Genomic DNA, 24,052 nt, shown 5'->3' with positions numbered 1-24,052 from the left:
GTCGTCAGGTTTCTTCCAGCACCTTGCGGGCCACGCGAAAACACTCCAGCGCCTGAGGAACACCGCAATATATCCCGACCACGTGGATGATGGCGCGGATTTCTTCCTTTGAAACCCCGTTGTTGATGGCGCCCCGGCAATGGATTTCCCATTCATGCATCTTGCCCAGTGCACCGATCATCGACAGGTTCATCATCGACCGGGTCTTGGCGTCGATCACGTCGTCGCCCCACCCAAACCCCCAGCACCAGGCCGTCATGGCTTCTTGAAACGGGCGGGTGAAGTCGTCGGCGGCAGCAAGGTTTTTTTCCACATACTCTGCGCCCAGCGTGTTCTTCCTTTGCTCCAGTCCTTTCAGAAACAGGTCTTCGTCGAAAATGTCGGCCATTGCGGGTCTCCGGTGTGTCAGTGTGTCAGGCGGTGTCTGTGAAGGTGATCGTAATGCGGTTTCATCCTGCGGTGCACCTGTTTCACACGGTCTGGCGCGTCCGCGATGTCGATATGCGTGCGGGGCTGCGGAGCAAGCCCGGTCGATTTCGCCAGGTTGCCATGGAACGACCCGCCGTCCCACCAACTGAGGGCGGACGGATCACCGCCCGGTTCCCATGTCAGCGCCTCTTGGATGAATGGGATTCCCACCGCGTCACAAAACGCCCGGGTCATGCCGTGTGGATCTTCCAGCAGGTCATCGCTGTCAATGACCGGCGGCGGCGTTCCGTTCAACGCCGTCAACAGATCGAACAGCGCGCGCTGTTCGGGAAAGCCAACCTCGCCTTCGGCAAAGTCCGGCCATTGCTTGTACATCGAAGTGATGGTCTTGGCCGGGTCCCGGATCAGGAAGGCGTGGGTGAAATGCGACAGAAACTCGGCATCCCACATGTGGTTGATGTAATGCGGAAAATCCTTGAGAAAGACCGGCCCCCATTTCGCCCGCTGCTGAATGTCCAGCCACACGCTGTCCAGTGTCAGGCCCGGCGTTGTCACATCACCCGATTGGAACCGATGCCAAAGCGGGTCTTCACCCTGATACCACGCCTCGCCGAAGGGCTCGTGCAGGCAGTCGAGATCACCGCGTTGCCGCATCATCCACTCGAATGCGGTTGACGTGGATCTGGGCACGGCCCAGAGCGCGAGGATTTTGTGCATGGTCATGGCCTCTCGAACAACTCAAGACGTTTCAGCAATTGCCCGTGCGGTTTGTCGGGTGCGATACCGAGGGATTTGAAGATGCGCCAGTAAAGCGCGATGTCGTGGCCGATCACCGGTTTGCCCAGCGCGTCTTCTAGCGTATCGGCCAGATGCAGCGGGCGCTGGGGCAAGCCACCGGGACCGGTGCGGAAATTGCACATGCCATTGATCAGGATCGCTTCGGCCTGAGGTGCCTTGTCGGCCACATATTCAAAGCTTTTCAGTGCCAGATCGCCGTCAAAGACCCAGCGACAGGAATTGACTTCTTCCTGACTGTCGAACCAGCCCTGATCGTGGAAATTCCCGGCCCAGACCACATCAAACCCGGCTTCTTTCAAGAAACCGACCGTGCCCTGCCACCATTCCGGCCAATGATAGGCGGCGTTCAGGGCAACCTTTTCGACATTCAGGTCACGCAATGCCTCGACCATGGCATATCCCGCCATGTGAAAGCGGGTTTCATATTTGTCTGACAGGTCTTCGCAGTGTTGCCGAACGCCTTCCACGCCCAGCCCGCAGGCATGGACCCAATTCGAACCGACCTGACCGCAGACATCCACACCGTTGCGGGACATGCAGTGCACGAAGTCTTCGAGCATGCCAAAGTTCTGTCTCCGCTGATCCAACCCGTGCACATAATCCGGCACATGCAGCATCCACCCGTGAACGCCCACCGTTTCGGGGCACATGCGCAGGAAATCCGAGGGCGCGGCGTCAAAATCGAACGGCGGGCAGGTGAACCCGACCTGATGGCGGAACAGTTTGTGTTCCGGGCGCCAGACTTCAGGCATCAGCATCAGCGTGCAACCTCGGCCACTAATCCACAGCCTCGCGCATCCATTGCTGAAGCCGCGCGATGGAATGTTCCGACATCACCCCGCAGCCCGGATCCAGAACCAGAGGGCCGGGTCGGTATCCGCGCGATTTCAGACCGCGGTGAACGGATTCAACCAACCGTATGTCCTCTTCGACGGTGGTTTCGCGGTCCTGTACCGCCAGTTGCCGGATTACGGCGCTTTCTGATCCGCCCTCGGTGTACCAACCACGCCATACGGTGCAGTGATCGGGGTCCTCAGCGCGCCAGTGATAGGTGTTCAGCACATTGCCGGGGTAACACTGGAACGAGAACATCGGCCACAGGAACCACGATTGGTAATCGCCCGCGTGCGGTACCGACAGGTCGATGGGGTAGGTCATCTTGTCGAGGCTCTGGCATTCCGTCGTGTGACGCAGGACGTAGCCGCCGCCCGCGTCGGGCTGAATGTCATAGGTCTCGGGCTTCACCACACCTTCGGCAAAGGTCGGGTGGTTGGTCGGGCAATGGTAGCATTCCGAGTAGTTCTCGACGCTGACCTTCCAGTTGCAGTTTTCGGGGATCTCGACCCATTCCAGCGGTTCCAGATCGTCGATATGCGGAACGAATGCGCGGATTTCCTCGCGCACGCCGGGGTACCATTCATCCATCGGCGCGGCGTCGTCATCGAGGTTGACGAAAATGAAACCGTTGAACACTTCGGTGCGCACCGAGGTCAGGCAGATCGCGCTGCGGTCGAACCCGGGGACGGATTTGATGTTCGGTCCGGCGCGCAATTGGCCGGACAGCTCATAAGTCCAGGCGTGGTAGGGGCAGACGACGACACGCGTGTTGCCTGCGCCGGTGACCATTTCATGGGCGCGGTGCTGGCAGACGTTATAGAAGGTGCGGATTTCGCCGTCGCGGCCGCGAATGCAGAACAGATTCTGGCCGGCGATCTCAAACGCAAAGTAATCCCCCGTTTCCCGGACCTGCGCGACATGGCCCGCAAACTGCCACGTTCGGGCCAGAAGCCCCTGCATTTCCTGCTCGAAAATCGCAGGGTCGACATAGTATCGCGCGTCCAGTGAGTGGGTCAGGGGTGCGTTCATTCGGGCTCCTCCGCGTAGAGGCCAAGTTGGTGTCTGCGTTGGTGAAACCGTTCCACCCGCTCGACGATCTCATCGCTGGACACGGCGATCACGAAGGACAGCAGAGTTTCCAGCAAGGCAATCGTTGAAACGGATGACGGAAAGAATTGCGGCGTGTCGGCGGCGACGACAAAACCGTGATGGGCGTTCAGGATCACCGGGCTGGCCGGGCTGTCGGAAATACCGATGACGGTCAGACCCTGTTGCCGTGCCAGCTTGATCGCCTCGATGACTTCGGTGCGATAGGGGTGGCAGGTGATCGCGATCAGCACGTCCTGTTCATCGGCCCAGGCCAGATCATCCACCGGGGTCGAGCCGGGGCGTGGAATCGCGTGGAACTGCTTCATCCCGGTTGACGCAAGATAGGTGAAATTGCGCGCGTTCGAGTTGTTGACGCCAACGCCCAGCGTGAAGATCTGGCGGCAGTTCCAGATATCCTCGGCAGCGGCTTTCAGAGTTGCGGCATCGATCCCGGCAAAGGTTTCTTCGATATTTCGGATCGCCGCACCCACCATATCGGCATAAAGCCCCCCCAGTTCCCCTGACTTGCCAATGTCCTGCAACCAGCGCGCGCGGTCGGGAAACGACACGTTGCCCCGTCGAATCGCTTCGCGGAACGGGGCCCGGAAATCTTCGTACCCTTCGAAGCCCACCTGCCGGGCCATACGCACGAAAGTATTGGGTTTGACCTTGGCCGCCTCGGCAATCTCGCGCACGGTCGAGACCCCAACATCCGTTGGGTTCTCCAACACGTAGCGCGCGGCTTTCTGTGCCTCGGGGGTGAGGGCGTCCCATTCCCGGCTCAGGCGGTCGAGGACGGTTGATGATACATTTGTGTCATTCATGATTGACGATGGTACATTTGTGGAATTAGCCTGTCGAGCAGAAACGCGACTCGGGAAGAGGAAAAATCATGTCCGAGAAGAATCTGCCGTCACATGCCCGCGTGGTCATCGTGGGCGGAGGTGTCATGGGGGTCGGTCTGGCCTATCATCTGGCGCATGAAGGGTGGGGCGCTGACACCGTCCTGCTGGAAAAGGCCGAGCTGACCAGCGGCAGCACCTGGCATGCAGCAGGGCAGATCACGCATTCGACGTCCAGCTTTGGGCTGGGGAAATGCGTGGATTACAACATTGGCCTGTACTCTGGTCAGTTGGAGGCCGAAACCGGCCAGCCCGTCACATGGCATGGCTGCGGTTCGTTCCGTCTGGCCTATACCGAGGATGAGATGGACTGGCTGCGCCACACCTTGTCGGTTGGTCGGTCTCTGGGCTTCAATATCGAGCTTGTCGGCCCCGAAAAGGTGGCTGAACTGCATCCGTTCTACAATCTCGAAGGCGTTCTGGGCGCGCTGCATACGCCGGATGACGGGCATGTGGACCCGACCAATGTGACCATGGCCATGGCCGCTGGAGCACGGCAAAAAGGCGTTCACATCTTTCGCAGCTGCCGCGCCACCAACATCACGCAAGCCGAGAATGGCGAATGGGTGGTTGAGACCGAGCAAGGCACCATCACCTGCGAGCATGTGGTGAATGCAGGCGGCACCTATGCAAGGCAAATGGGCGAGTGGTCGGGGCTGCAACTGCCGATGACCTCGATGACGCACCATTACTTCGTGACCGAACCGGTGCCTGAATTCCAGAATCTGGACGCCGAACTTCCGGTGATCCGTGATGACCGCAAGGTCTCGGGCTATATCCGGATGGAGCAGCAGCGCGGTCTGATCGGGATTTACGAAAAAGAGAACCCGAACTCGGTCTGGCATGATCACTGCCCGTGGGAATACGAAAACTGGTTGTTCGACGCGGATTACGACCGGGTGATGCCGTGGCTTGAGGAAAGCCTGAACCGGATGCCGATCTTTGCCGAACTGGGCATTCAGCGCGACGTGCACGGGGCGATCTCGCACCCGCCGGATGGCAACCCTTTAATCGGACCAGCGCCGGGGGTTCGGAACTATTGGTGCTGCTGCGGGACGCAGATCGGCATCGGCTGGGGGCCGGGTCTGACCCGCGAACTGGCGCGCTGGATGGTGCATGGCGCAGCTGACATCTCGATGCGCGAATACGACCCGCGCCGGTTCGGCAGCTATGCGACCAAGGATTGGCAGGTGATCAAGGCCGAGGAAGATTACTGCTTGCGCCATGAAATCCCCTTTCCGCATTTCAACCGTTTGGAGGGGCGACCCATCAAGCCGTCGCCGCTGTATGAACTGCTGAAATCCAAGGGTGCGGTGCATGAAGAGGTCTATGGTTTTGAGCGCCCCCGCTGGTTCGCGCGGGACGGTGTGGAGCAGCGCGACCACTATTCCTTCCGCCGCACCCCCGCTGACGACATGGTCGCGGCTGAGGTCAAAGCGGTGCGCGAAAGCGTCGGCATCATGGACGTCACCGCCTTCACCAAGGTCGAGGTTTCGGGGCCGGGGGCTTATACCTTGCTTGACCGGCTGACCGCAAACCGGATGCCGCAGAAGATTGGTTCGATCACGCTGACCCATATGCTGAACCGCCGCGGCCGTATCGAATTGGAGACCACGATTGTCCGCATGGCCGAGGACCGCTTCTATCTGGTCTGTGCGGCCTTCTTCGAACAGCGCCTGCTGGATCATCTGGCGCAGCAGCGCGCGGAAGAGGATGTGCAGGTAAATGCCCTGTCCGCAGACTGGTCGGCCCTGTCGCTGAACGGTCCTCGATCGCGGGATGTGCTGGCGCGCTGTACCGATGCCGATCTGACCAATGCCGGGTTCCGCTGGCTTTCCGCGCAGGAAATCACCATCGCCGGTCACAAGGTCTGGGCCTTCCGCATGTCCTATGCCGGTGAACTGGGCTGGGAACTGCACATGCCCAACGCCGCCTGCCTCGACGTCTACAACGCGCTTTGGGCGGCAGGTGAGGCGTATGGCATCACCGACTACGGCAGCTTTGCCATGAACGTGATGCGAATGGAGAAGGGCTTCAAAGGCGCGGGCGAGTTGACCAACGAGGTTACTCTGGCCGAGGCCGACGTGCTGCGTTTTGCGCGCACCGACAAGGATTATCTGGGCAAGGACAAGACGCTCAACACCGATCTGCCCTGGATCTGTGCTTATCTTTCAATTGAACCGGATGGAGAGATTGATGGGCATGGCGGAGAGGCGGTACTGCTGGACGGGCGCGTCGTCGGGTCCACGGCGTCGGTCGCTTATGGCCACACCGTCGGCAAGATTCTGGCCTTTGCATACCTCAAACCCGAAGCGGCCAAGGCCGGGACACAGCTGGAGGTCGTGATCCATGGCCAACCCCGTGCCGCCCGTGTTCTGGACAAACCTGCTTACGACCCCGACAGTTTGCTGCCCCGCAGTGACGCCATACTGGAGACCGCTTGATGAGCCTGCCCGAAACGATGAGAGCCATGGTCACAATGGGCCATGGTGGTCTGGAACAGATGGTGATGCAGGAAGACTGGCCGCGCCCCGAACCCGCGGCCGGTGAAGTTCTGATCAGGGTCGCAGCCTGCGGCCTGAACAATACCGACGTCAATACGCGGTCCGGCTGGTATTCCAAGACCGTAACGGATGCGACCACCGGTGGCGCATTCGAGGAAGTCGGTGAAGAAGACCCGACATGGGGCGGCAACCCGATCACCTTCCCGCGCATTCAGGGCGCAGATGTCTGCGGCCGTATTGTTGCCGTTGGCGAGGGCGTGGACAGCGCCCGTATAGGCGAGCGTGTCATCACGGATGGCTGGCTGCGAGATCCGGCTGATCCCGGCAACATGAACAAGACAGGGTATTTTGGTTCGGAACGCGATGGCGGGTTCGCTGAATACACCACGACTCTGGCGGTCAATGCGGTGCCGATCACTTCGGAACTGTCGGATGCCGAACTGGCCACATTCTCCTGTTCCTATTCTACCGCCGAAGGGATGCTGTCCCGTGCCAACGTGACAGAAAAAGACACCGTTCTTGTACCCGGTGCCTCTGGCGGGGTGGGTGGCGCTTTGGTTCAATTGGCCAAACGCCGTGGCGCGCGTGTGATTGCGATGGCATCCGAATCCAAACACGCCGACGTGGCCGATCTTGGCCCTGATGTGATATTGCCCCGAACACCTGAAGATCTGCGGTCGGCGCTGGGCGACGATAAGATCACCGTGGTCGCCGATGTGGTAGGTGGCCCTTACTGGCCGAACCTGATCGACGTACTGGAGCGCGGCGGGCGCTACACCTGTTCGGGGGCCATTGCAGGTCCGATGGTCGAACTTGACCTTCGGACGTTCTATCTGCGCGATCTGACCTTCACCGGTTCGACCGTGATCGGACCCGAGGTCATGAAGAACCTCGTGGCATATATTGAAGCCGGCGAAATCAAGCCGGCTCTGGCCGCAACCTATCCTTTGGAGGAGTTGCGGGAAGCTCAAGCTGCGTTCATCGCCAAACAGCACACCGGCAATATCGTGGTGGTGCCATGACGCTGGATGATGTTCTCGAGGCGGCCCGTCAATTGCATCAGGCGCATCCTGACCTTGCCGCGTTTGCATCATGGCCGGACGATCTGACACCGACGGGTTTGCAGCCTGCTCACATACCGGCGACCGATTTGGTGGGCGATTTTGGCCTTGATGGCGTGGCGCCAACCCGTGATCTGGTCGCGGCGATCAAGGCCAGCGCGCATCTGGCGCAATGGAAACATACATATACCGAAGAGGAAGTCGGTGCGGATTTCCTGAATCGGTACGGGTATTACGAACTGTTCGGACCGACCGGGCATTTCCACTCGACCCAATTGCGCGGCTACGCGGGATATTGGGGCGCGGGTCTGGATTATGACTGGCATAGCCATCAGGCGGAAGAGCTGTATCTGACCCTTGCGGGCGGAGCAGTTTTTAGAAGCGACGAGGATGAAACCTTCGTCGGCCCGAACCAGACACGACAGCACAAAAGCTGGCAAAGCCACGCCATGATAACGACGGACCAACCGATCCTGACCTTTGTCCTGTGGCGAGGCGAAGGGATGGGCGACCTGCCCAGAATGGACGCCGCATGAAAATCACCCGCATCCGAATTTACCAGACCGGGCTTCCCTATGTCGGCGGCACCTATGCCTGGGGTGCGGGAAACGCAATTGAAACGGCCATCGCATCGGTGGTGGTAATCGACACTGACGCGGGTTTGCAGGGCTGCGGTGAGTTCACGCCCTGTGGCGAAAACTACATGGTGGCCCATTCCGAAGGTGTGACTGCGCTGGCGCGTCTTGTCGCCGGCAAACTGCTGGGCGAGGATCCGCGTCAGGTGGGGCGGATCGAGCACTTGATGGACCATCTGGTACAGGGGCATGGCTATGCCAAGGCTCCGTTCGATGCGGCATGCTGGGATATCCTGGGTCAGGCGTGTGATCAGCCGGTCTGGATGCTGTTGGGCGGCAAGCTGACGGATGGCGCGCCAATGTACCGGGTCGCTCCGCAGAAAGCGGTCGAGGAAACCGTGGCCGAGATGGACCGGTGCCGGGAACAGGGTTATCGGCAGTTTCAGATCAAAGTGGGCAGCGACTGGGCCAGTGACATTGACCGGATACGCACCACTGTACCGTTGCTGAAACCCGGCGAGAAAGCCATGGCCGATGCCAATCAGGGCTGGCGCGTGGACGATGCGATCCGCGTTGCACGCGAGACCCGGGATCTGGATTTCATTCTCGAACAACCTTGCCGCACGTATGAGGAATGCCAGCAAGTGCGCCGGATTGCCGAGCAGCCATTGAAGCTGGATGAATGCGTGACCGGGATCCATATGGCCCAGCGTATCGTCGCAGACCGGGGGGCAGAGATTTGTTGTCTCAAGATCTCGAACCTTGGCGGAATCAGCAAAGCCCGGCGGGTACGGGATTACCTGATCGACAACCGCATCCCTGTGGTCAGCGAAGACACCTGGGGAGGAGAGATCACGTCTTCGGTTGTCGCCCATTTTGCGGCGTCGACCCCGCCTGAATACCTGCAGAACACCACGGATCTGATGAACTACAACACGCGATCTACGGGCGTCGGCGGTCCTGTCGTGAAAGACGGAAAGCTATATGCAACCAATTCGCCGGGATTGGGTGCAACCCCCGATTTTGAAAGCCTCGGCGCACCCGTGGCGGAGTATGCTTTATGAAGATTGAAACCATTACCGTTTTTCAGGTCGATTTGCCGCTCGAGCATCCCTATTGGCTTTCCGGGGGGCGCCTGAAGTTCGAAACGCTTGATGCGACGCTGGTCAGGCTCGAAACCGATACCGGTCTGGTTGGCTGGGGCGAGGGTACGCCCTGGGGGCACACCTATGTACCCGCGCACGGGCCGGGCATCCGGGCCGGGATCGAAACGATGGCCCCTTTCATCCTGGGCCTTGATCCGCGTCGCGTGCTGGACGTGGAACGGGCCATGGATCTAGCCTTGCCCGGACATCTCTATGCCAAAAGCCCCATAGACATGGCCTGCTGGGATATTGCCGGTCAGGCGGCGGGCTTGCCGATTGCCGATCTGATGGGCGGCGGATCGCGGAATCCGCGCCCGATTGCGTCCTCGGTCGGGGCAAAAACCGTCGAGGAAACGCGCGAGGTCATGGAGCGGTATCGCAAGCGCGGCTATGTCGCGCATTCGGTGAAGATCGGCGGTGATGTCGAGCGGGACATTGCCCGTGTGCGGGATGTGGAAAGCATCCGGCAGCCCGGAGAGATTGTTCTGTATGATGTCAACCGTGGCTGGACGCGCCAGCAGGCCTTGCGGGTGATGAGCACCTGCGAAGACCTGAACGTGATGTTCGAGCAACCCTGCGAAACACTGGATGATATCGCGGCGATCTCGGGGCTTCATGCGTCCCCTGTGTCTGTGGACGAGTCCCTTGTGACCTTGCAGGATGCCGTCCGGATTGCCCACGATGGTCTGGCCCAGATATTCGGGATCAAGCTGAATCGCGTGGGCGGTTTGACCAAGGCCGCGCGGATGCGCGATATCGCGCTGGCCCATGGAATAGACATGTTCGTGATGGCCACCGGTGGAACGGTTCTGGCCGATACCGAAGCGCTGCATCTGGCCGCCACGATCCCGGATGACCATTGCCACGCGGTTTGGGCCTGTCAGGACATGATCACGGTTGATGTTGCAGGTGGTCGAGGGCCCCGCAACGTCGATGGCCATCTGCATCTGCCCGAAGCGCCGGGGCTGGGCGTGCATCCGGACGAAGCCGCATTGGGTGATCCAGTAGGAGAATATGCTTGAGAATTGACAAGATTACACTCTGGTCCGTCGATCTGACCAGCCATGAAACCTATCACATGGCTGGCGGCAAGACCTGCGCGACCGTGACGTCTCATATCCTGCGCCTTGAGACGGATACAGGTCTGACAGGTTGGGGCGAGGTCTGCCCGATCCCGCATTATCTGCCCGCCTATGCAAATGGAGTACCGGGGGCCATCGCTGAAATGGGGCCCGAGATTCTCGGGATTTCGCCAATTGGGGTCGACGCACCGATGCGAAAGCTGGACGGGTTTCTGCAAGGCCACAGCTACGCGAAATCGATCGTCGACATTGCGCTGTGGGATCTGTTCGGTCGCGCGGCGGGGGTGCCGGTTTACGCGTTGCTGGGCGGGCGGACTCGGGCGGATATGCCGCTTTATCATTCGATCACATGTATCGCGCCGGACGAAATGGCGCGCATCGCCAAGGCAGCCTTTCAGACGGGCATTCGGCAATTCCAGCTCAAGCTGGGTGTCGAGGGTGATTGGCAAGCCGATGCCGAGCGGCTGATCAAAGTGTGCGAAGCCGTCGGAACCGGACCGCTTGTGTATGGCGACTGGAACTGCGGCGCATCGCGCCTTCAGGCAACGCGAACCGGGCGCGCGGTGGCGCATCTGGATGTGATGCTGGAACAGCCCTGTAAAACACTGGAAGACTGCGCCGCTGTTCGTCAGTCGACGGGTCTGCCCATGAAGATCGACGAAAACGCCTTTGATCTTGCATCGCTGATGCGGGCGCATGAGCTGGGTTGCATGGACGCGGTGGCGCTGAAACTGTCGAAGTTCGGTGGTCTTTCGGCAATGCGCCGCGCACGCGATCTGACCGTGCAGCTGGGTGCCGAGATTTGTGCAGAATGCACCTGGGGATCGGATATCGTAACGGCGGCTTCGCTGCATTTTGCGGCTTCGACTCCGCATGGATCGCTGATGAACACTTGCGACTTGTCCTCTTACGTTGCTCCGCGCCTGTGTCCTGACGCACCAAACCGTGAAAACGGCCGGATTGCATCGCCCGAAGGCCCGGGTTTAGGTGTGACACCTAACCTCGAAATTCTTGGCGCCCCGATTTTGGAGATTGATTGAGATGCTGAAGATCCAGACACAGTCTGAGTGGATAGCACGCGCAAAAGAGGTTCTGCCAGCTGGCGGTTTCGGCAACTTCGATCCGGGCATCATCATCGCCCGTGGCGAGGGCAGCCATGTCTGGGACGAGGACGGGAACGAATATATCGACTATCTGATCGGGTCCGGCCCGATGCTGCTGGGCCATGGCCACCCCGAGGTGATGGAAGCGGTGCTGGAGCAATTGCCCAAAGGCATGACCTTCTTCGCCAACAACAGCAAGGGCATCGAACTGGCCGAGGCCATCATCGAAGCCGCCCCCTGTTGCGAGCAGGTGCGTTTTGTTGCCTCTGGGGGCGAAGCAGACATGTACGCCATGCGGCTGGCGCGTGCCTATACCGGGCGCGACAAGATCCTCAAGTTCGAAGGGGGGTATCACGGAATGAGCGCCGAGGCGCAGATGAGCCTGGCCCCCAGCCGCCGGGTCAATTTCCCGCAGGCCGTTCCCGACAGCGCCGGTATCCCCCAAAGCGTGGCCGAGCAGATGCTGATCGCGCCTTTCAATGATCTTGACGCGGTGGCGGCGCTGCTGGACGAACATGATGATGTCGCTGCGATCATGGTCGAACCCTTGCAGCGGATCATCCCGCCCGAGCCGGGGTTTTTGCAGGGCTTGCGGACCTTGTGCGACAAATTTGGTGTGCTGCTGATTTTTGATGAGATCGTCACCGGGTTCCGTCTGGCTTATGGCGGCGCACAAGAGCGATATGGCGTGACCCCGGATATCTGTACGCTTGGCAAGATCACCGGTGGTGGTTTCCCTCTGGCAGCATTGGGTGCCAGCACCGAGATCATGAAGCATTTCGACAAATCGAAAGTCGGAGAACAGGGCTGGCTGATGCAGTTGGGCACTTTGTCCGGCAACCCCATAGCCTCAGCGGCGGGGCTGAAGACGATGGAGGTTTTGCGGCGCGACGGCACCTATGAACACCTGCGCTCGATTGGGAGGCAGTTGCAGCAGATGCAATCGGACGCTTTGAATGAGGCGGGCATCGCCCATCGCATCTGCGGTGACGAGACCTTGTTCGACATTTATTTCACCAAGGCCGAATGTCGGGATTATCGCAGCGCAAACCATGATGATCCGCAGCGCAATGCCACTTACAATGCAACGTTGCGGGCGCATGGGGTCTTCAAGGCTCCGGGCAAACTGTACCCGTCGCTGGCGGTTACCGAAGCGGATCTGGAACAGACCAGAGAGGCCGTTCGTCACGCCGTCGAAGCGATTTCCTGAACGCGGGTCTGGCACAACGCAATCTGGCACAACGTAAACGGGTCGCTGTTGAACTCAACAGCGACCCGCTACCTTTGGAAGCCGGGGGTCAGCCTCGCCCCCTCGAATACTGATTAAAACACCGGCAATCTGAAAACTTTTCGATACTTTCGAGACTGACCCGACTTCCTCTTCGGTATGTCACAGTAATGCCTGATCGCGCCGCCTGCTACAGTGATCAAGTTCACACTAAACAAATTTATTTTGAATTTTTCCAATCGAATAGATCAGGCCCCGCCTGTTCAAGCAGTTCAGCCGCCATCGCGCGGGCCATCTCAGGCCCATCCTCGACGGGGCCGGTCATATCTCTGCTGGCGGTTTCCGTTCCGTCCGGGCGTAGCACTTCGCCCCGCAACCTTAGGGTGTCGCCGTCAAGTTCGGCAAGGCCGGCGATCGGGGTTTCGCAGGACCCGTCCAGCGCGGCCAGCAATGTGCGTTCAGCCGCCAGACGCCATCCCGTTTCGGTGTGATGAATCGCGTCCAGCATTTCGGCCGCGCGCATGTCGTCGCTGCGCCGCTCGATGCCGATGGTGCCCTGCGCGATCGCTGGCAGCATGTCGTCAGGGGAAATGGCGCTGGCCGGAACCTCATCCATTCCCAAACGGCGAATGCCTGCCATTGCCAGAAACGTGCAATCAGCAACCCCGTCTTCGAGCTTTTTCAGCCGTGTCTGCACGTTTCCGCGAAACTCGACCACTTTCAGATCCGGCCTCCTGTTCAGCAGCTGCGCCCGCCGCCGCAAGGACGAGGTGCCCACAACGGCGCCTTCGGGCAGATCGTGGATCGAGCCCAACCGCGGTGAGATGAAGGCGTCGCGCACATCCTCGCGCGGCAGGAACGTATCCAGGACCAGCCCTTCGGGTTGTTCAACGGGCATGTCCTTTGTTGAATGCACGGCGATGTCGATCTCGGCGCGCAGCATCGCCTCTTCGATTTCCTTGGTGAACAAGCCCTTGTTGCCGATTTCCTTCAGCGGTCGATCCGCGTCGATCATGGCGCGATTGTCACCGGTCGTCTTGATCACCACGATTTCGAACGCATCCTGTGGCAGATCGAAGGCATCGCTCAGACGTTGGCGCGTTTCATAGGCCTGAGCCAGAGCCAGCGGCGAGCCACGAGTGCCGATTCTGAGGGGCGATGCGGGGGTGGGCAGGGTCAAAGTCATGTGTACAGCTTTAGTCGCGTCACATTGCCCTGACAATGGGGGCTGAGCTTGACAAATTGCCGCCGAAGGACGACCCGTTGCCAAAACCTGAATGCTGGGGACAAACATGGCCGAGACAAAGAAGCTGCTGCGGGCGCTGGCGGGCGAAGTACAGGATGTGCCGCCGATCTGGATGATGCGTCAGGCGGGTCGGTATTTGCCGGAATACCGGGCCACACGTGCTCAGGCCGGGGATTTCCTGTCACTGTGCTACAATCCTGAACTGGCAGCAGAAGTTACCTTGCAGCCAATTCGGCGATATGGGTTCGATGCGGCGATCCTGTTTGCCGACATCCTTCTGGTGCCACAGGCGCTGGGGGCTGATCTTTGGTTCGTGACAGGTGAAGGCCCGCGTTTGTCCACCATCACGCAGCAGGCCGAGTTTGATGCGTTGAAGCCTGTTGACGCGATTCACGAGACATTGTCACCGGTTTACGAGACGGTGCGCATTCTTTCGCGGGAATTGCCGTCGGAAACCACCTTGATCGGATTCGCAGGTGCGCCGTGGACTGTTGCCACGTACATGATTGCAGGGCGCGGCACGCCGGATCAGGGTCCCGCGCATGCGCTGCGCGAAGGTGATACCGCTTTGTTCGAGGCACTGTTGGACCGCATCACCGCGGCGACGATTGAATATCTGTCCGCTCAGATCGACGCTGGTGCCGAGGTGGTCAAGATATTTGACAGTTGGGCGGGGTCTTTGAAGGGCGAAGCTTTCCGAAAATACGCGGTCGAGCCGTGCCGGGTGATCACGCAGGCCATCAAGGAACGTCACCCCGGCATCCCCGTGATTGGATTTCCGCGGGAAGCAGGCGACGGGTATATCGGGTTTGCAAGCTTGACCGGCGTGGATTGCGTGGCGCTGGACAATTCCGTGTCGCCCGAATGGGCGGCTGAGAAAGTGCAGATTGATGGCTGTGTGCAAGGCAATCTGGCGTCGTCGCACATGGTTACCGGCGGGCAGGCGCTGGTGGATGAGACCCGGCGCATCGTTGAGGCGTTTTCCACAGGGCCGCATATTTTCAACCTCGGCCATGGTATCACTCCGGATGCCGACCCGGACAACGTTCAGCTGATGATCGACACGGTGCGCGGCGGGTAGAACGCGTGGGAGGGGGCCAGCCCCCTCTTGGCCGCTGGCCAATTCACCCCCGGGATATTTCTGGCCAGATGAAGAGTGTGTCAGGTGCTTTCCGGGGCTTGGAGTTCGTTCAGGATCTCGGCTGTGTGCTCGCCGCGGGCCGGGCTGGGCTTTGGTTGCCACTGGTGTGTGGAGAAGCGTGGGGCGGCTGCGGCCTGTAGGGTGCCGTCAGTCTGGCGCCAGGATTGACGGGCCGCATTCATCGGATGGGCTGTGGCCTCGTCGGGGCTGAGTACCGGGGCGACGCAGGCGTCTGAACCGTCGAACAGTTTGGCCCAGTGGTCGCGCGGCCTGGACGAGAAGATTTCGGTCAGGCGCCGGGTCAGGTTGGGCCAGAGCTTGCGGGTGTACTGTTGTTGGAATGCCGGGTCCCGGGACAGGCCCAGGATTTCAAGCAATCGGGCGTAGAATTTTGGCTCGAGGCATTGGACCGAAACAAATCCGCCGTCCGCGCAGGTGTAGGTTCGGCTCCAATGCGGGCCGTCCAACAGGCTTTGGCCGCGGGTTTCAGACAGGTTTCCGGTTTGGCGCATAGTCATCAGAAGGTTCATCATATGGGCCGAGCCGTCGTAGATGGCGGCGTCGACCACGGTGCCTTTCCCGGTTCTTTGCGCGTTGATCAAACCTGCCAGGATGCCCGCGACAAGGTACATGGCGCCTCCGCCGATATCGCCGACCAGGGTTGCAGGGGTTTGAGGCGGCTGATCCGGGAGAGAGGCGTACCAGAGCGCACCGGACAAGGCGATGTAGTTCAGGTCATGCCCAGCCGTATCGGCCAGCGGACCATCCTGACCCCAGCCTGTCATGCGGCCATATATCAGTTTTGGGTTGCGGGTCAGGCAAAGATCCGGGCCAAGTCCCAGCTTCTCCATCACGCCGGGGCGAAAGCCTTCGATCAGTGCGTCTGCCGTGTCAATCAGGCGACGGGCGGTCGCCAAATCTTCGGGATCCTTCAGATCAAGCGCGATCGATCGTTTGCCGCGGTCCAGAAGCGAGTTGTCCGGCATGCCCGGTGTTACTGCCTGGCCTTTGCGGTGGATCGTGATGACGTCGGCGCCCAGATCAGCTAGCTGCATGGCGGCAAACGGGCCGGGGCCCAGCCCTTCGATTTCGACTATGCGTATTCCATTCAGCATCGGCGCCCTCCGTTGTGGCAGAGTTTGCGGGTGGGTTGACGGATTGCAAGTTGGAATTGAGCATGGTTCTGACAACCATTACAGAATGAGCAGCACGTTGTGCGAAATTGACCTGTTACAGGCTGGTTCCGCGCGATAGGGTCTCGGTCGGAACGGGGAACGGATATGACGACCATTTTGTCCATCAAAAACCTTCGCAAGTCTTACGCGGATGGGTTCGAGGCGCTGAAAGGTGTGTCTCTGAATATTGAAGAGGGTGAGATACTTGCGCTTCTGGGACCAAATGGCGCCGGAAAGACAACCCTGATTTCGACGATTTGTGGAATAACGACTCCGACCTCGGGGGTGGTCACGGTTGGCGGACATGACACCCAGTCCGATTATCGCGCAGCGCGCAGGATGATAGGGCTTGTACCGCAAGAGATCGCGCTGGAACCGTTTGAAAAGGTCTGGAACACGGTCCGGTTGTCGCGTGGGCTGTTCGGGCTTGGCAAAGACAGCGCGCGGATCGAAGAGATTTTGCGCAAGCTGTCCCTGTGGGACAAGCGCAACAACGCGATCAAGGAATTGTCCGGCGGCATGAAGCGGAGGGTGCTGATCGCCAAGGCCCTGGCCCATGAACCCCGTGTGCTTTTTCTGGACGAGCCGACTGCCGGAGTGGATGTCGAGTTGCGCAAGGACATGTGGGAGCTTGTGGCGGAACTGAAACGGGACGGTGTCACCATCATTCTGACCACCCATTACATTGAAGAAGCAGAAGCGATTGCGGATCGTGTCGGCGTCATCGACAAGGGTGAGCTTTTGCTGGTGCAGGACAAAGACACACTCATGTCGCAGATGGGAAAAAAGCAGATCGAAGTCATGCTGACCGAACCCATCGACCGAATTCCCGATAGTCTGGTCAGCCACAATCTGGCCCTCAACGGCGCAGGTGATTGTCTGATCTATACCTACGATACCAATGCGGATCGTACCGGCATAACGACCTTGCTGAATGACGTGTCCGAGGCCGGGTTGGTGTTGCGCGACGTACAGACCAGGCAATCAAGCCTGGAAGAGATTTTTGTCAATCTGGTATCGGGAGAGGCCGCATGAACTGGACCGCGATCGCTGCCATCTACCGGTTCGAAATGACCCGTTTCTTTCGAACTCTGGCACAGAGTTTTCTGTCGCCGGTTCTGTCGACGTCGCTTTATTTCGTGGTGTTTGGCACCGCCATCGGCAGCCGTATCCAAGAGGTCGAGGGCGTTTCATACGGTGCATTCATCGTGCCGGGGCTGATCATGTTGTCGGTGGTGATGCTGTCGATTTCGAACGCGTCGTTCGGAATTTACTTCCCCAAGTTTCTGGGCACCATCTACGAGCTGTTGTCCGCTCCGGTCAATTTCATCGAGATCGTGATCGGATATGTCGGTGCCGCCGCAACCAAGGCGTTGTTCGTGGGGTTGGTGATTTTGGTCACCGCGACGTTTTTCGTCGATATTCGGATCGAGCATCCATTCGCCATGGCCGCGTTTCTGATCCTGTCCTGTCTCAGCTTTTCGTTGCTGGGATTCATCATCGGCATCTGGGCCAGCAACTTCGAGCAGATGTCGCTGGTGCCGCAGTTGGTGGTGACGCCACTAATCTTTCTGGGGGGTACGTTCTATTCGATCTCGATGCTGCCGCCATTGTGGCAGACCATCACGCTGTTCAATCCCGTGGTCTATCTGATTTCGGGTTTCCGCTGGTCCTTTTACGGGCTGGCAGATGTGCCGATCGTTTTCAGCCTTCTTGCCATTGTCGCTTTTACGGCTCTGTGCCTGGCGGTTATCGGCTGGATATTCAAAACCGGCTGGCGCATTCGCAGCTGACCCTCGCCAAGGCGTTGCATTTTTGCCCATCGGGTGTGTGAATTTGGTTCACGTCGCGTTTAACGCCAGCAGAGTCCCTTGTTTACGGGTTGGGGGCACTCTACATCGGCACCCATGAAGCTCAGCCTGCCGTTCGTAAAAAAGCACCCTTGCGTGGCCGTTGTCCGTTTGTCCGGTTCCATTGGAATGGCGGGGCGTGGGGCGTTGAACGACACAACCCTGGCGCCTGTTCTGGAAAAAGCGTTTCGCAAGGGAAAACCAGCCGCCGTGGCGATTGAGCTTAATTCCCCGGGCGGGTCCCCTGTGCAAAGTTCGCTGATCGGTGCCCGCATCCGGCGTTTGTCGGAAGAGCTGGATGTGCCGGTGATTGCCTTTGTCGAGGATGTTGCGGCCTCCGGCGGCTATTGGCTGGCTGCCGCAGCGGACGAGATCTGGGCCGATGATAGTTCGGTTCTTGGGTCAATCGGTGTAATCTCGGCCGGGTTTGGCGCGCATGTCTTTCTGGCGCGGCAAGGGTTTGAGCGGCGCGTGCATACGGCGGGCCAGTCGAAATCCATGCTGGACCCGTTTGCGCCGGAAAAGAAAGAGGATGTGGCCCGCCTGCAAGGTTTGCTGGGGGATATCCACGAAAACTTCATTGATCATGTCAAAGCGCGACGTGGGGACAAGCTGGATCAAATTGCAGATTTGTTCACCGGTGAGGTTTGGCTGGCGCGCCGCGCGCAAGAATTGGGCCTGATTGATGGCATCGCTCATCTCAAGCCCAAGATGCAGGAACGCTTTGGCGACAAGGTCAAGTTCCGCCGCTACGGTGTGCGCAAACCGATCTGGACGCGTTTTGGGGCCAGCTTCGCACAGGATGCCATTGCTGGCCTGGAGGAGCGTGCGGCCTACGCGCGTTTTGGTTTGTGACGTGATCATCAAGGCTGTCACACTTTTTCTGATTGGCATGGGTGTCCTGGCGATGTTCGGCAAACTGCGCTTTCCGGGGCAGAAGAAACTGAGTTCCGCCAAGTGTCCGCGCTGCGGACGGTTTCGCATAGGCAAAGGCCCCTGCGCCTGCGAAAAAGGAGGTCGGACTTGATCACCACTTGGCTGCTGTCTGGTCTTGGGCTGTTGATCCTGCTGCTTGCAGGCGATGCGCTTGTGCGCGGTGCTGTAAACCTGAGCCTGCGTCTGGGTGTTCCGGCGTTGATCGTCAGCCTGACGATTGTGGCATTCGGAACGTCCGCGCCTGAGCTTTTGATTGCCATCAGCGCTTTGAAAGAGAACGCCCCCGGTATCGCACTGGGCAATGTGGTCGGATCAAACACGGCGAATATTTTGCTGGTTCTGGGCCTTCCCGCGCTTCTGGCGACTCTACACACCAGTGAATGCAACAGCCGCCGGAACTATGTCTTCATGCTGATGGCGACGGTTCTGTTCATTGGTTTGGCATTCTTGGGAACGTTCACGTTCTTCAGCGGCCTGATCTTGCTGGCGGCGTTGGGTCTTGTTCTTCTGAACGCCTTCCGCGAGGCAAAAGCCCATCGCAAAGCCTGCGGTGAAGCCTGTGTGGACGAAGAGCTTGAGGGGCTGGAAGAAGCTGATCCTGACATGCCTTATTGGAAGGTGTCGGTGTATCTGATCCTCGGGCTGATTGGTCTGCCAATGGGTGCGCATCTTTTGGTAGATAACGCAACGATCATCGCGCGGACCTACGGGGTCAGTGAGACGGTCATTGGTTTGACGTTGATCGCAGTTGGAACGTCTTTGCCCGAATTGGCGACAACAGTTATGGCCGCTTTGCGCAGACAGGCCGACGTTGCGCTGGGTAACGTGATCGGTTCGAACATGTTCAACCTTTTGGCCATCATCGGGATCGCAACCTGGTTTGGTCGTATCCCGGTTGATCCCGAGTTCCTGCAATTCGATCTTTGGGTCATGCTGGGCGCATCGCTGCTGCTGATACCGTTTGTATTTTTCAAACAAGATATCTCGCGCATCTGGGGGTTGGTGTTGACTTTCCTTTATGTGCTTTATGTCACCGTATTGCTGGTGTGATCTGACAAAACGAGGTGAAGCATGACCCGAGCCCTAGTCACCGGCGCCGGTATTCGTCTGGGCCGGGCCATGGCACTGTATCTGGCAGATCGAGGTTTCGATGTGGCCGTGCATTACGCCTCATCCGAAGGTCCGGCGCAGGAGACGGCGGCAGAGGTACAGACCCTGGGCCGAAAATCCGTGACCCTGAAGGCCGATCTGCTGGACGAAGCTCAGGTTCAGGCGCTGCTGCCCAAAGCGGCCGAGGCGCTGGGCGGGCCAATTACGTGTCTGGTGAACAACGCATCGATCTTCGAATACGACAACATCCGCACGGCAACCCGGCAAAGCTGGGATCGACATCTCGACAGCAACCTGCGCGCGCCCTTTGTGCTGACGCAGGCCATGGCAGGTCAGGGGCTGAGTGCTGGAACAGATGAAAAGGGCGAGCCGCTTGCAACCGGCCTCATCGTCAACATGGTGGACATGCGCGTGCGTAAACTGACGCCCGAGTTCATGTCATACACCATCGCAAAAATGGGTTTGTGGGCACTGACCCGAACGGCGGCGCAGGCGTTGTCTCCGACGATCCGTGTCAATGCGATCGGGCCGGGCCCCACGATGCAGGGCCACCGGCAAAGCGAAGAGCATTTCCAGACACAGCGTTCAAATACCGTTCTGGAGCGGGGATCCAACCCGTCTGACATAACCGCAGCGCTTGGGTATTTTCTGGATGCTCACGCGGTCACCGGACAGCTTTTATGTGTGGACGGCGGTCAGCATCTGGGTTGGAAAACTCCGGATGTTCTGGGTGTTGAATAAGTAATTCTGCTGCAAGTTTTGCACCGCTCTCAATTATGTTACACGCGCGTTACAAAAATGTCTTTTTTTTCATACACTTGCTAAGTATGCAAAAAAATAACATTTAAAAACAAGCACTTGATAAGTTGCCTATTTTTTGTGCAAGTAAAGGAATAGGCAAGGAAACAAGGGGATTTCCGATCTTCCGGAATTTTATCTTCACACTTATCCACAGAAACCGTGGATTTGTTTTCTCTTGATCTGGAAGGCGTGAGATTGCAGCCATTGCCAGAGAATCATATCTCAGGATCATGACCACCGACAGCGAATCACCCCCCACCGGCTATGCCTGCATTCAGCGCTATGTAAAAACGCTGGACAGTTCTCCGGGCGTTTACCGCATGCTCGATGCAGACAGCCGGGTTCTGTATGTCGGCAAAGCCCGAAATCTCAGGGCACGGGTGTCGAATTACACACGGCCGGGTCATTCGGGGCGGATCGAAAAGATGATCGCCGCGACGGCCTCGATGATGTTCCTGACCACGCGAACCGAGACCGAGGCCCTGCTGCTTGAGCAGAACCTGATCAAGCAGCTCAAACCCAAGTACAATGTACTGTTGCGGGATGACAAAAGCTTTCCGAACATACTGGTCGCCAAGGATCATGACTTTCCGCAGATCAAGAAACACCGAGGGGCGAAGAAGGAAAAAGGTGCCTATTTCGGCCCCTTCGCCAGTGCCGGTGCGGTGAACCGGACGCTGAACCAGTTGCAAAAAGCGTTCCTGCTGCGCAACTGCTCGGATTCGATGTTCGACAGCCGAACGCGGCCATGCCTTCTATATCAGATCAAGCGGTGTTCCGGGCCGTGTGTCGGCCTGATCTCAGAGCAGGATTACCGTGAAAGCGTGAAGGACGCCGAACGCTTCCTGTCGGGCCGCTCGACAAAGGTGCAAGAGGAATTGGCCGAGCAGATGATGGCCGCATCTGAGGCGATGGAGTTCGAACGCGCCGCAGGTCTGCGTGACCGCATCCGGGCTCTGACGCAGGTGCAGACCTCTCAGGGTATCAACCCGCGCGGTGTGGCCGAGGCGGACGTGATCGGCCTGTATATGGACAGCGGTCAGGCCTGCGTGCAGGTGTTTTTTATCCGTGCGAACCAGAACTGGGGCAACAAGGATTTCTATCCCCGCGTCGGCCCGGATGTTTCACCTGCCGAGGTGATGGAGGCCTTTCTGGGCCAGTTCTACGACAACAAGGAACCGCCGCGTCAGCTGATCCTGTCGGACGGAATCGAAAACGTGGATCTGATGCAGGACGCGCTGTCTGAGAAAGCCGGGCGCAAGGTCGAAATCCTTGTGCCGCAGCGTGGCGAAAAACAGGAACTTGTTGCCGGTGCCTTGCGCAACGCGCGCGAGGCTTTGGCCCGCCGCATGTCGGAAAGTGCCACGCAGGCCAAGTTGCTGCGCGGGCTGGCCGAGGCGTTCGATCTGGATGGTCCGCCGGGACGGATCGAAGTCTATGACAACTCTCATATTCAGGGCACCAATGCTGTCGGCGGCATGATCGTGGCCGGCCCCGAGGGGTTCATGAAGAACGCTTACCGCAAGTTCAACATTCGCGGTGATGACCTGACACCGGGTGACGATTTCGGCATGATGAAAGAGGTGCTGAACCGCCGCTTCACCAGACTGCAAAAGGAAGACCCGGACCGCGACAAAGGGCTGTGGCCCGATCTGTTGCTGATCGATGGCGGTGCCGGGCAGGTAAGCGCGGTGCATCAGATCATGGTCGAACATGGGGTCGAAGACATTCCCATGGTCGGCGTCGCCAAGGGGGTCGACCGCGACCACGGCAAGGAAGAGTTTCACCGGATCGGCCAGCGCCCCTTTGCGCTGAAACGCAACGACCCTGTGTTGTATTTCATTCAACGCCTCAGAGACGAAGCGCACCGGTTCGCCATCGGCACCCATCGTGCAAAACGCGCCAAAGCCGTGGGTGCAACGCCGTTGGATGAAATCCCAGGGGTAGGGGCTGCGCGCAAGCGTGCTCTGTTGACCCATTTCGGCAGCGCCAAAGCCGTCAGCCGGGCCAATCTGGCCGATTTGAAAGCGGTCGAAGGGATTTCGGCCGGGTTGGCGCAGAAGGTTTACGATTTCTTTCACGACAAGGGCTAGGCTTGCCGGCCCCGCCACAGGATATATAGGCCCGACGCGACGATCAGCGCGCTGCCGATCCACATGTTGGGATCCAGCCTCTCACCAAACATGGCTACGCCAAGCCCAATGCCGAACAACAGCCGGGTGTATCTGAACGGGGTCACGGCGGACACTTCGCCGGTGCGCATCGCCTTCATCAGCGACGCATAGGCCATTACGCCCATCAGCACCGCACCGATCAGATGCAGGCTGGTGTGAAGGCCAACCGGTGCAATCGGCGCGCCCTCCCAGAACCGATAGGCCACCCCGGCCACGATGATGCTGAGGAAGCCGTAAAACCCCAGGACTTCGGTTCCAAGCGTGGCAGGTGCTGCGCGGCTGGCCAGATCACGTCCGGCAAATCCCAGCATTCCCAGCACCGCCAGTATCGACAGCAACGAAAAGCTGTCTCCGGTGGGTTGCAGGATGACGACAACGCCGATCATGCCGACAAAGATAGCGCTCCAACGCCGCCAACCGACTGTCTCGCCAAAGAACAACGCGGCGCCTGCAACAACGACCAGAGGCGTGGCTTGCAGGATCACCGTGGCCGAGGACAACGGCGTCAGTGCGATGGCCAGAACATAGAACAACCGACCAAAGACCTCGAACAGCACCCGAATTTTCATCGGGAGGGACAGAACGTCAGGTTGCAACAGCCGCTGCCCACGGGCCCGGGCCACCGCAGCGAAAATCACCGACCCGCCCGCGCCGAAAAGAACCAGGACCTGCCAGATCGGCAGCGCGGCTGAAGCTGCCTTCAGCATCGCATCCTCCAGCGCAAAACCGGCCATTGCGGCGACCATCCAGAGGCTGCCGATCATGTTTGACCGTGTGTCGGTTTGAATATGCGCTGTCATCTGGTTCTTTCCGGCTGGGCTTGCGCGGCAATCTGACCGTAAAGCCGGGAAAGGCCAAGAGGTACT

Annotated in this window: 22 protein-coding genes; 14 read left to right on the top strand and 8 right to left on the bottom strand. The window is 59.1% G+C overall.

Annotated features, from left to right (window positions below; genetic code table 11):
• Window positions 1-4: 4 nt before the first annotated feature.
• From GS614_RS16935 to GS614_RS16915, 5 genes are read right to left on the bottom strand one after another with little or no spacing between them, the layout of a single operon-like run.
• On the bottom strand, window positions 5-388 hold the full coding sequence (locus GS614_RS16935) for a carboxymuconolactone decarboxylase family protein (RefSeq protein ID WP_152456719.1): 384 nt from the start codon (window positions 386-388) through the stop codon (window positions 5-7).
• A 17-nt stretch (window positions 389-405) separates the two neighbouring features.
• Window positions 406-1,146, bottom strand: a complete 741-nt coding sequence (locus GS614_RS16930; protein WP_171206154.1) for a sulfotransferase family protein — start codon at window positions 1,144-1,146, stop codon at window positions 406-408.
• A gap of 2 nt (window positions 1,147-1,148) precedes the next feature.
• Window positions 1,149-1,985, bottom strand: a complete 837-nt coding sequence (locus GS614_RS16925; protein ID WP_171726859.1) for a hypothetical protein — start codon at window positions 1,983-1,985, stop codon at window positions 1,149-1,151.
• 19 nt (window positions 1,986-2,004) lie between these two features.
• The gene (locus tag GS614_RS16920) at window positions 2,005-3,093 is read right to left on the bottom strand and encodes an aromatic ring-hydroxylating dioxygenase subunit alpha (protein ID WP_171726858.1); all 1,089 of its coding nucleotides are present in this window, start codon (window positions 3,091-3,093) and stop codon (window positions 2,005-2,007) included.
• Complete coding sequence (locus GS614_RS16915) at window positions 3,090-3,977, bottom strand: MurR/RpiR family transcriptional regulator (protein WP_171726857.1); 888 nt, start codon at window positions 3,975-3,977, stop codon at window positions 3,090-3,092. The genes GS614_RS16920 and GS614_RS16915 overlap by 4 nt, the downstream gene beginning before the upstream one ends.
• 68 nt (window positions 3,978-4,045) lie before the next feature.
• Between GS614_RS16915 and GS614_RS16910 the strand changes: the two genes are divergently transcribed.
• The 7 genes from GS614_RS16910 to GS614_RS16880 are packed head-to-tail and all read left to right on the top strand — an operon-like array spanning window position 4,046 to window position 12,735.
• Window positions 4,046-6,499 (top strand): FAD-dependent oxidoreductase, encoded by a 2,454-nt coding sequence (locus GS614_RS16910; protein ID WP_171726856.1) that lies wholly within the window; start codon window positions 4,046-4,048, stop codon window positions 6,497-6,499.
• On the top strand, window positions 6,499-7,581 hold the full coding sequence (locus tag GS614_RS16905; protein WP_253285408.1) for an alcohol dehydrogenase family protein: 1,083 nt from the start codon (window positions 6,499-6,501) through the stop codon (window positions 7,579-7,581). Before GS614_RS16910 ends, GS614_RS16905 begins: the two co-directional genes overlap by 1 nt.
• The gene (locus GS614_RS16900; RefSeq protein WP_171726855.1) at window positions 7,578-8,156 is read left to right on the top strand and encodes a dimethylsulfonioproprionate lyase family protein; all 579 of its coding nucleotides are present in this window, start codon (window positions 7,578-7,580) and stop codon (window positions 8,154-8,156) included. Before GS614_RS16905 ends, GS614_RS16900 begins: the two co-directional genes overlap by 4 nt.
• Window positions 8,153-9,259 carry a mandelate racemase/muconate lactonizing enzyme family protein gene (locus GS614_RS16895; RefSeq protein ID WP_171119795.1) on the top strand — a complete coding sequence of 369 codons (1,107 nt, stop codon included), beginning with the start codon at window positions 8,153-8,155 and terminating at the stop codon, window positions 9,257-9,259. The genes GS614_RS16900 and GS614_RS16895 overlap by 4 nt, the downstream gene beginning before the upstream one ends.
• Window positions 9,256-10,362 carry a mandelate racemase/muconate lactonizing enzyme family protein gene (locus tag GS614_RS16890; RefSeq protein WP_171726854.1) on the top strand — a complete coding sequence of 369 codons (1,107 nt, stop codon included), beginning with the start codon at window positions 9,256-9,258 and terminating at the stop codon, window positions 10,360-10,362. The genes GS614_RS16895 and GS614_RS16890 overlap by 4 nt, the downstream gene beginning before the upstream one ends.
• Complete coding sequence (locus GS614_RS16885; RefSeq protein ID WP_171726853.1) at window positions 10,359-11,462, top strand: mandelate racemase/muconate lactonizing enzyme family protein; 1,104 nt, start codon at window positions 10,359-10,361, stop codon at window positions 11,460-11,462. The genes GS614_RS16890 and GS614_RS16885 overlap by 4 nt, the downstream gene beginning before the upstream one ends.
• A gap of 1 nt (window position 11,463) precedes the next feature.
• Window positions 11,464-12,735, top strand: a complete 1,272-nt coding sequence (locus tag GS614_RS16880; protein ID WP_171726852.1) for an aspartate aminotransferase family protein — start codon at window positions 11,464-11,466, stop codon at window positions 12,733-12,735.
• Between the two features lie 238 nt (window positions 12,736-12,973).
• On the opposite strand, the gene hemC is transcribed toward GS614_RS16880, so the two are convergent.
• Window positions 12,974-13,939, bottom strand: a complete 966-nt coding sequence (gene hemC / locus GS614_RS16875) for a hydroxymethylbilane synthase (RefSeq protein WP_171233183.1) — start codon at window positions 13,937-13,939, stop codon at window positions 12,974-12,976.
• Between the two features lie 106 nt (window positions 13,940-14,045).
• Between hemC and hemE the strand changes: the two genes are divergently transcribed.
• Entirely contained in the window at window positions 14,046-15,080 is a 1,035-nt protein-coding gene (gene hemE, locus GS614_RS16870) for a uroporphyrinogen decarboxylase (RefSeq protein ID WP_171726851.1), read from the top strand.
• Window positions 15,081-15,160: 80 nt separating this feature from the next.
• On the opposite strand, the gene GS614_RS16865 is transcribed toward hemE, so the two are convergent.
• Window positions 15,161-16,255 (bottom strand): CaiB/BaiF CoA-transferase family protein, encoded by a 1,095-nt coding sequence (locus GS614_RS16865; RefSeq protein WP_171726850.1) that lies wholly within the window; start codon window positions 16,253-16,255, stop codon window positions 15,161-15,163.
• Window positions 16,256-16,420: 165 nt separating this feature from the next.
• On the opposite strand from GS614_RS16865, the gene GS614_RS16860 reads away from it, so the two are divergent.
• The 6 genes from GS614_RS16860 (at window position 16,421) to uvrC (ending at window position 23,105) form a co-directional block, all read left to right on the top strand.
• On the top strand, window positions 16,421-17,350 hold the full coding sequence (locus GS614_RS16860) for an ABC transporter ATP-binding protein (protein ID WP_171726849.1): 930 nt from the start codon (window positions 16,421-16,423) through the stop codon (window positions 17,348-17,350).
• Window positions 17,347-18,108, top strand: coding sequence for an ABC transporter permease (locus GS614_RS16855; RefSeq protein ID WP_171119787.1), 762 nt, complete (start codon window positions 17,347-17,349; stop codon window positions 18,106-18,108). Before GS614_RS16860 ends, GS614_RS16855 begins: the two co-directional genes overlap by 4 nt.
• A gap of 114 nt (window positions 18,109-18,222) precedes the next feature.
• On the top strand, window positions 18,223-19,020 hold the full coding sequence (locus GS614_RS16850) for a S49 family peptidase (protein WP_171726848.1): 798 nt from the start codon (window positions 18,223-18,225) through the stop codon (window positions 19,018-19,020).
• 171 nt (window positions 19,021-19,191) lie between these two features.
• Window positions 19,192-20,151, top strand: a complete 960-nt coding sequence (locus GS614_RS16845; protein ID WP_171119832.1) for a calcium/sodium antiporter — start codon at window positions 19,192-19,194, stop codon at window positions 20,149-20,151.
• 21 nt (window positions 20,152-20,172) lie between these two features.
• The gene (locus GS614_RS16840; RefSeq protein WP_171726847.1) at window positions 20,173-20,952 is read left to right on the top strand and encodes an SDR family oxidoreductase; all 780 of its coding nucleotides are present in this window, start codon (window positions 20,173-20,175) and stop codon (window positions 20,950-20,952) included.
• Between the two features lie 290 nt (window positions 20,953-21,242).
• Window positions 21,243-23,105 carry an excinuclease ABC subunit UvrC gene (gene uvrC, locus GS614_RS16835; protein ID WP_171726846.1) on the top strand — a complete coding sequence of 621 codons (1,863 nt, stop codon included), beginning with the start codon at window positions 21,243-21,245 and terminating at the stop codon, window positions 23,103-23,105.
• Here uvrC and GS614_RS16830 read toward each other — a convergent pair.
• Entirely contained in the window at window positions 23,102-23,986 is an 885-nt protein-coding gene (locus tag GS614_RS16830) for a DMT family transporter (RefSeq protein ID WP_171726845.1), read from the bottom strand. The two genes, uvrC and GS614_RS16830, sit on opposite strands and share 4 nt — an antisense overlap.
• Window positions 23,987-24,052 lie beyond the last annotated feature (66 nt).

It is taken from the genome of Ruegeria sp. HKCCD6604 (genome assembly GCF_013110635.1).
Taxonomy (GTDB): Bacteria; Pseudomonadota; Alphaproteobacteria; order Rhodobacterales; family Rhodobacteraceae; genus Ruegeria.
Note: the sequence above shows the minus strand (reverse complement) of the source record. Positions and strands in the feature narration are given on the sequence as shown.

Bases quoted from the DNA above. Each gene is read 5' to 3' on its own strand.
- GS614_RS16935 (WP_152456719.1), bottom strand. From the start codon at position 388: ATGGCCGACATTTTCGACGAAGACCTGTTTCTGAAAGGACTGGAGCAA.
- GS614_RS16930 (WP_171206154.1), bottom strand. From the start codon at position 1,146: ATGCACAAAATCCTCGCGCTCTGGGCCGTGCCCAGATCCACGTCAACC.
- GS614_RS16925 (WP_171726859.1), bottom strand. From the start codon at position 1,985: ATGCTGATGCCTGAAGTCTGGCGCCCGGAACACAAACTGTTCCGCCAT.
- GS614_RS16920 (WP_171726858.1), bottom strand. From the start codon at position 3,093: ATGAACGCACCCCTGACCCACTCACTGGACGCGCGATACTATGTCGAC.
- GS614_RS16915 (WP_171726857.1), bottom strand. From the start codon at position 3,977: ATGAATGACACAAATGTATCATCAACCGTCCTCGACCGCCTGAGCCGG.
- GS614_RS16910 (WP_171726856.1), top strand. From the start codon at position 4,046: ATGTCCGAGAAGAATCTGCCGTCACATGCCCGCGTGGTCATCGTGGGC.
- GS614_RS16905 (WP_253285408.1), top strand. From the start codon at position 6,499: ATGAGCCTGCCCGAAACGATGAGAGCCATGGTCACAATGGGCCATGGT.
- GS614_RS16900 (WP_171726855.1), top strand. From the start codon at position 7,578: ATGACGCTGGATGATGTTCTCGAGGCGGCCCGTCAATTGCATCAGGCG.
- GS614_RS16895 (WP_171119795.1), top strand. From the start codon at position 8,153: ATGAAAATCACCCGCATCCGAATTTACCAGACCGGGCTTCCCTATGTC.
- GS614_RS16890 (WP_171726854.1), top strand. From the start codon at position 9,256: ATGAAGATTGAAACCATTACCGTTTTTCAGGTCGATTTGCCGCTCGAG.
- GS614_RS16880 (WP_171726852.1), top strand. From the start codon at position 11,464: ATGCTGAAGATCCAGACACAGTCTGAGTGGATAGCACGCGCAAAAGAG.
- hemC (WP_171233183.1), bottom strand. From the start codon at position 13,939: ATGACTTTGACCCTGCCCACCCCCGCATCGCCCCTCAGAATCGGCACT.
- hemE (WP_171726851.1), top strand. From the start codon at position 14,046: ATGGCCGAGACAAAGAAGCTGCTGCGGGCGCTGGCGGGCGAAGTACAG.
- GS614_RS16865 (WP_171726850.1), bottom strand. From the start codon at position 16,255: ATGCTGAATGGAATACGCATAGTCGAAATCGAAGGGCTGGGCCCCGGC.
- GS614_RS16860 (WP_171726849.1), top strand. From the start codon at position 16,421: ATGACGACCATTTTGTCCATCAAAAACCTTCGCAAGTCTTACGCGGAT.
- GS614_RS16855 (WP_171119787.1), top strand. From the start codon at position 17,347: ATGAACTGGACCGCGATCGCTGCCATCTACCGGTTCGAAATGACCCGT.
- GS614_RS16850 (WP_171726848.1), top strand. From the start codon at position 18,223: ATGAAGCTCAGCCTGCCGTTCGTAAAAAAGCACCCTTGCGTGGCCGTT.
- GS614_RS16840 (WP_171726847.1), top strand. From the start codon at position 20,173: ATGACCCGAGCCCTAGTCACCGGCGCCGGTATTCGTCTGGGCCGGGCC.
- uvrC (WP_171726846.1), top strand. From the start codon at position 21,243: ATGACCACCGACAGCGAATCACCCCCCACCGGCTATGCCTGCATTCAG.
- GS614_RS16830 (WP_171726845.1), bottom strand. From the start codon at position 23,986: ATGACAGCGCATATTCAAACCGACACACGGTCAAACATGATCGGCAGC.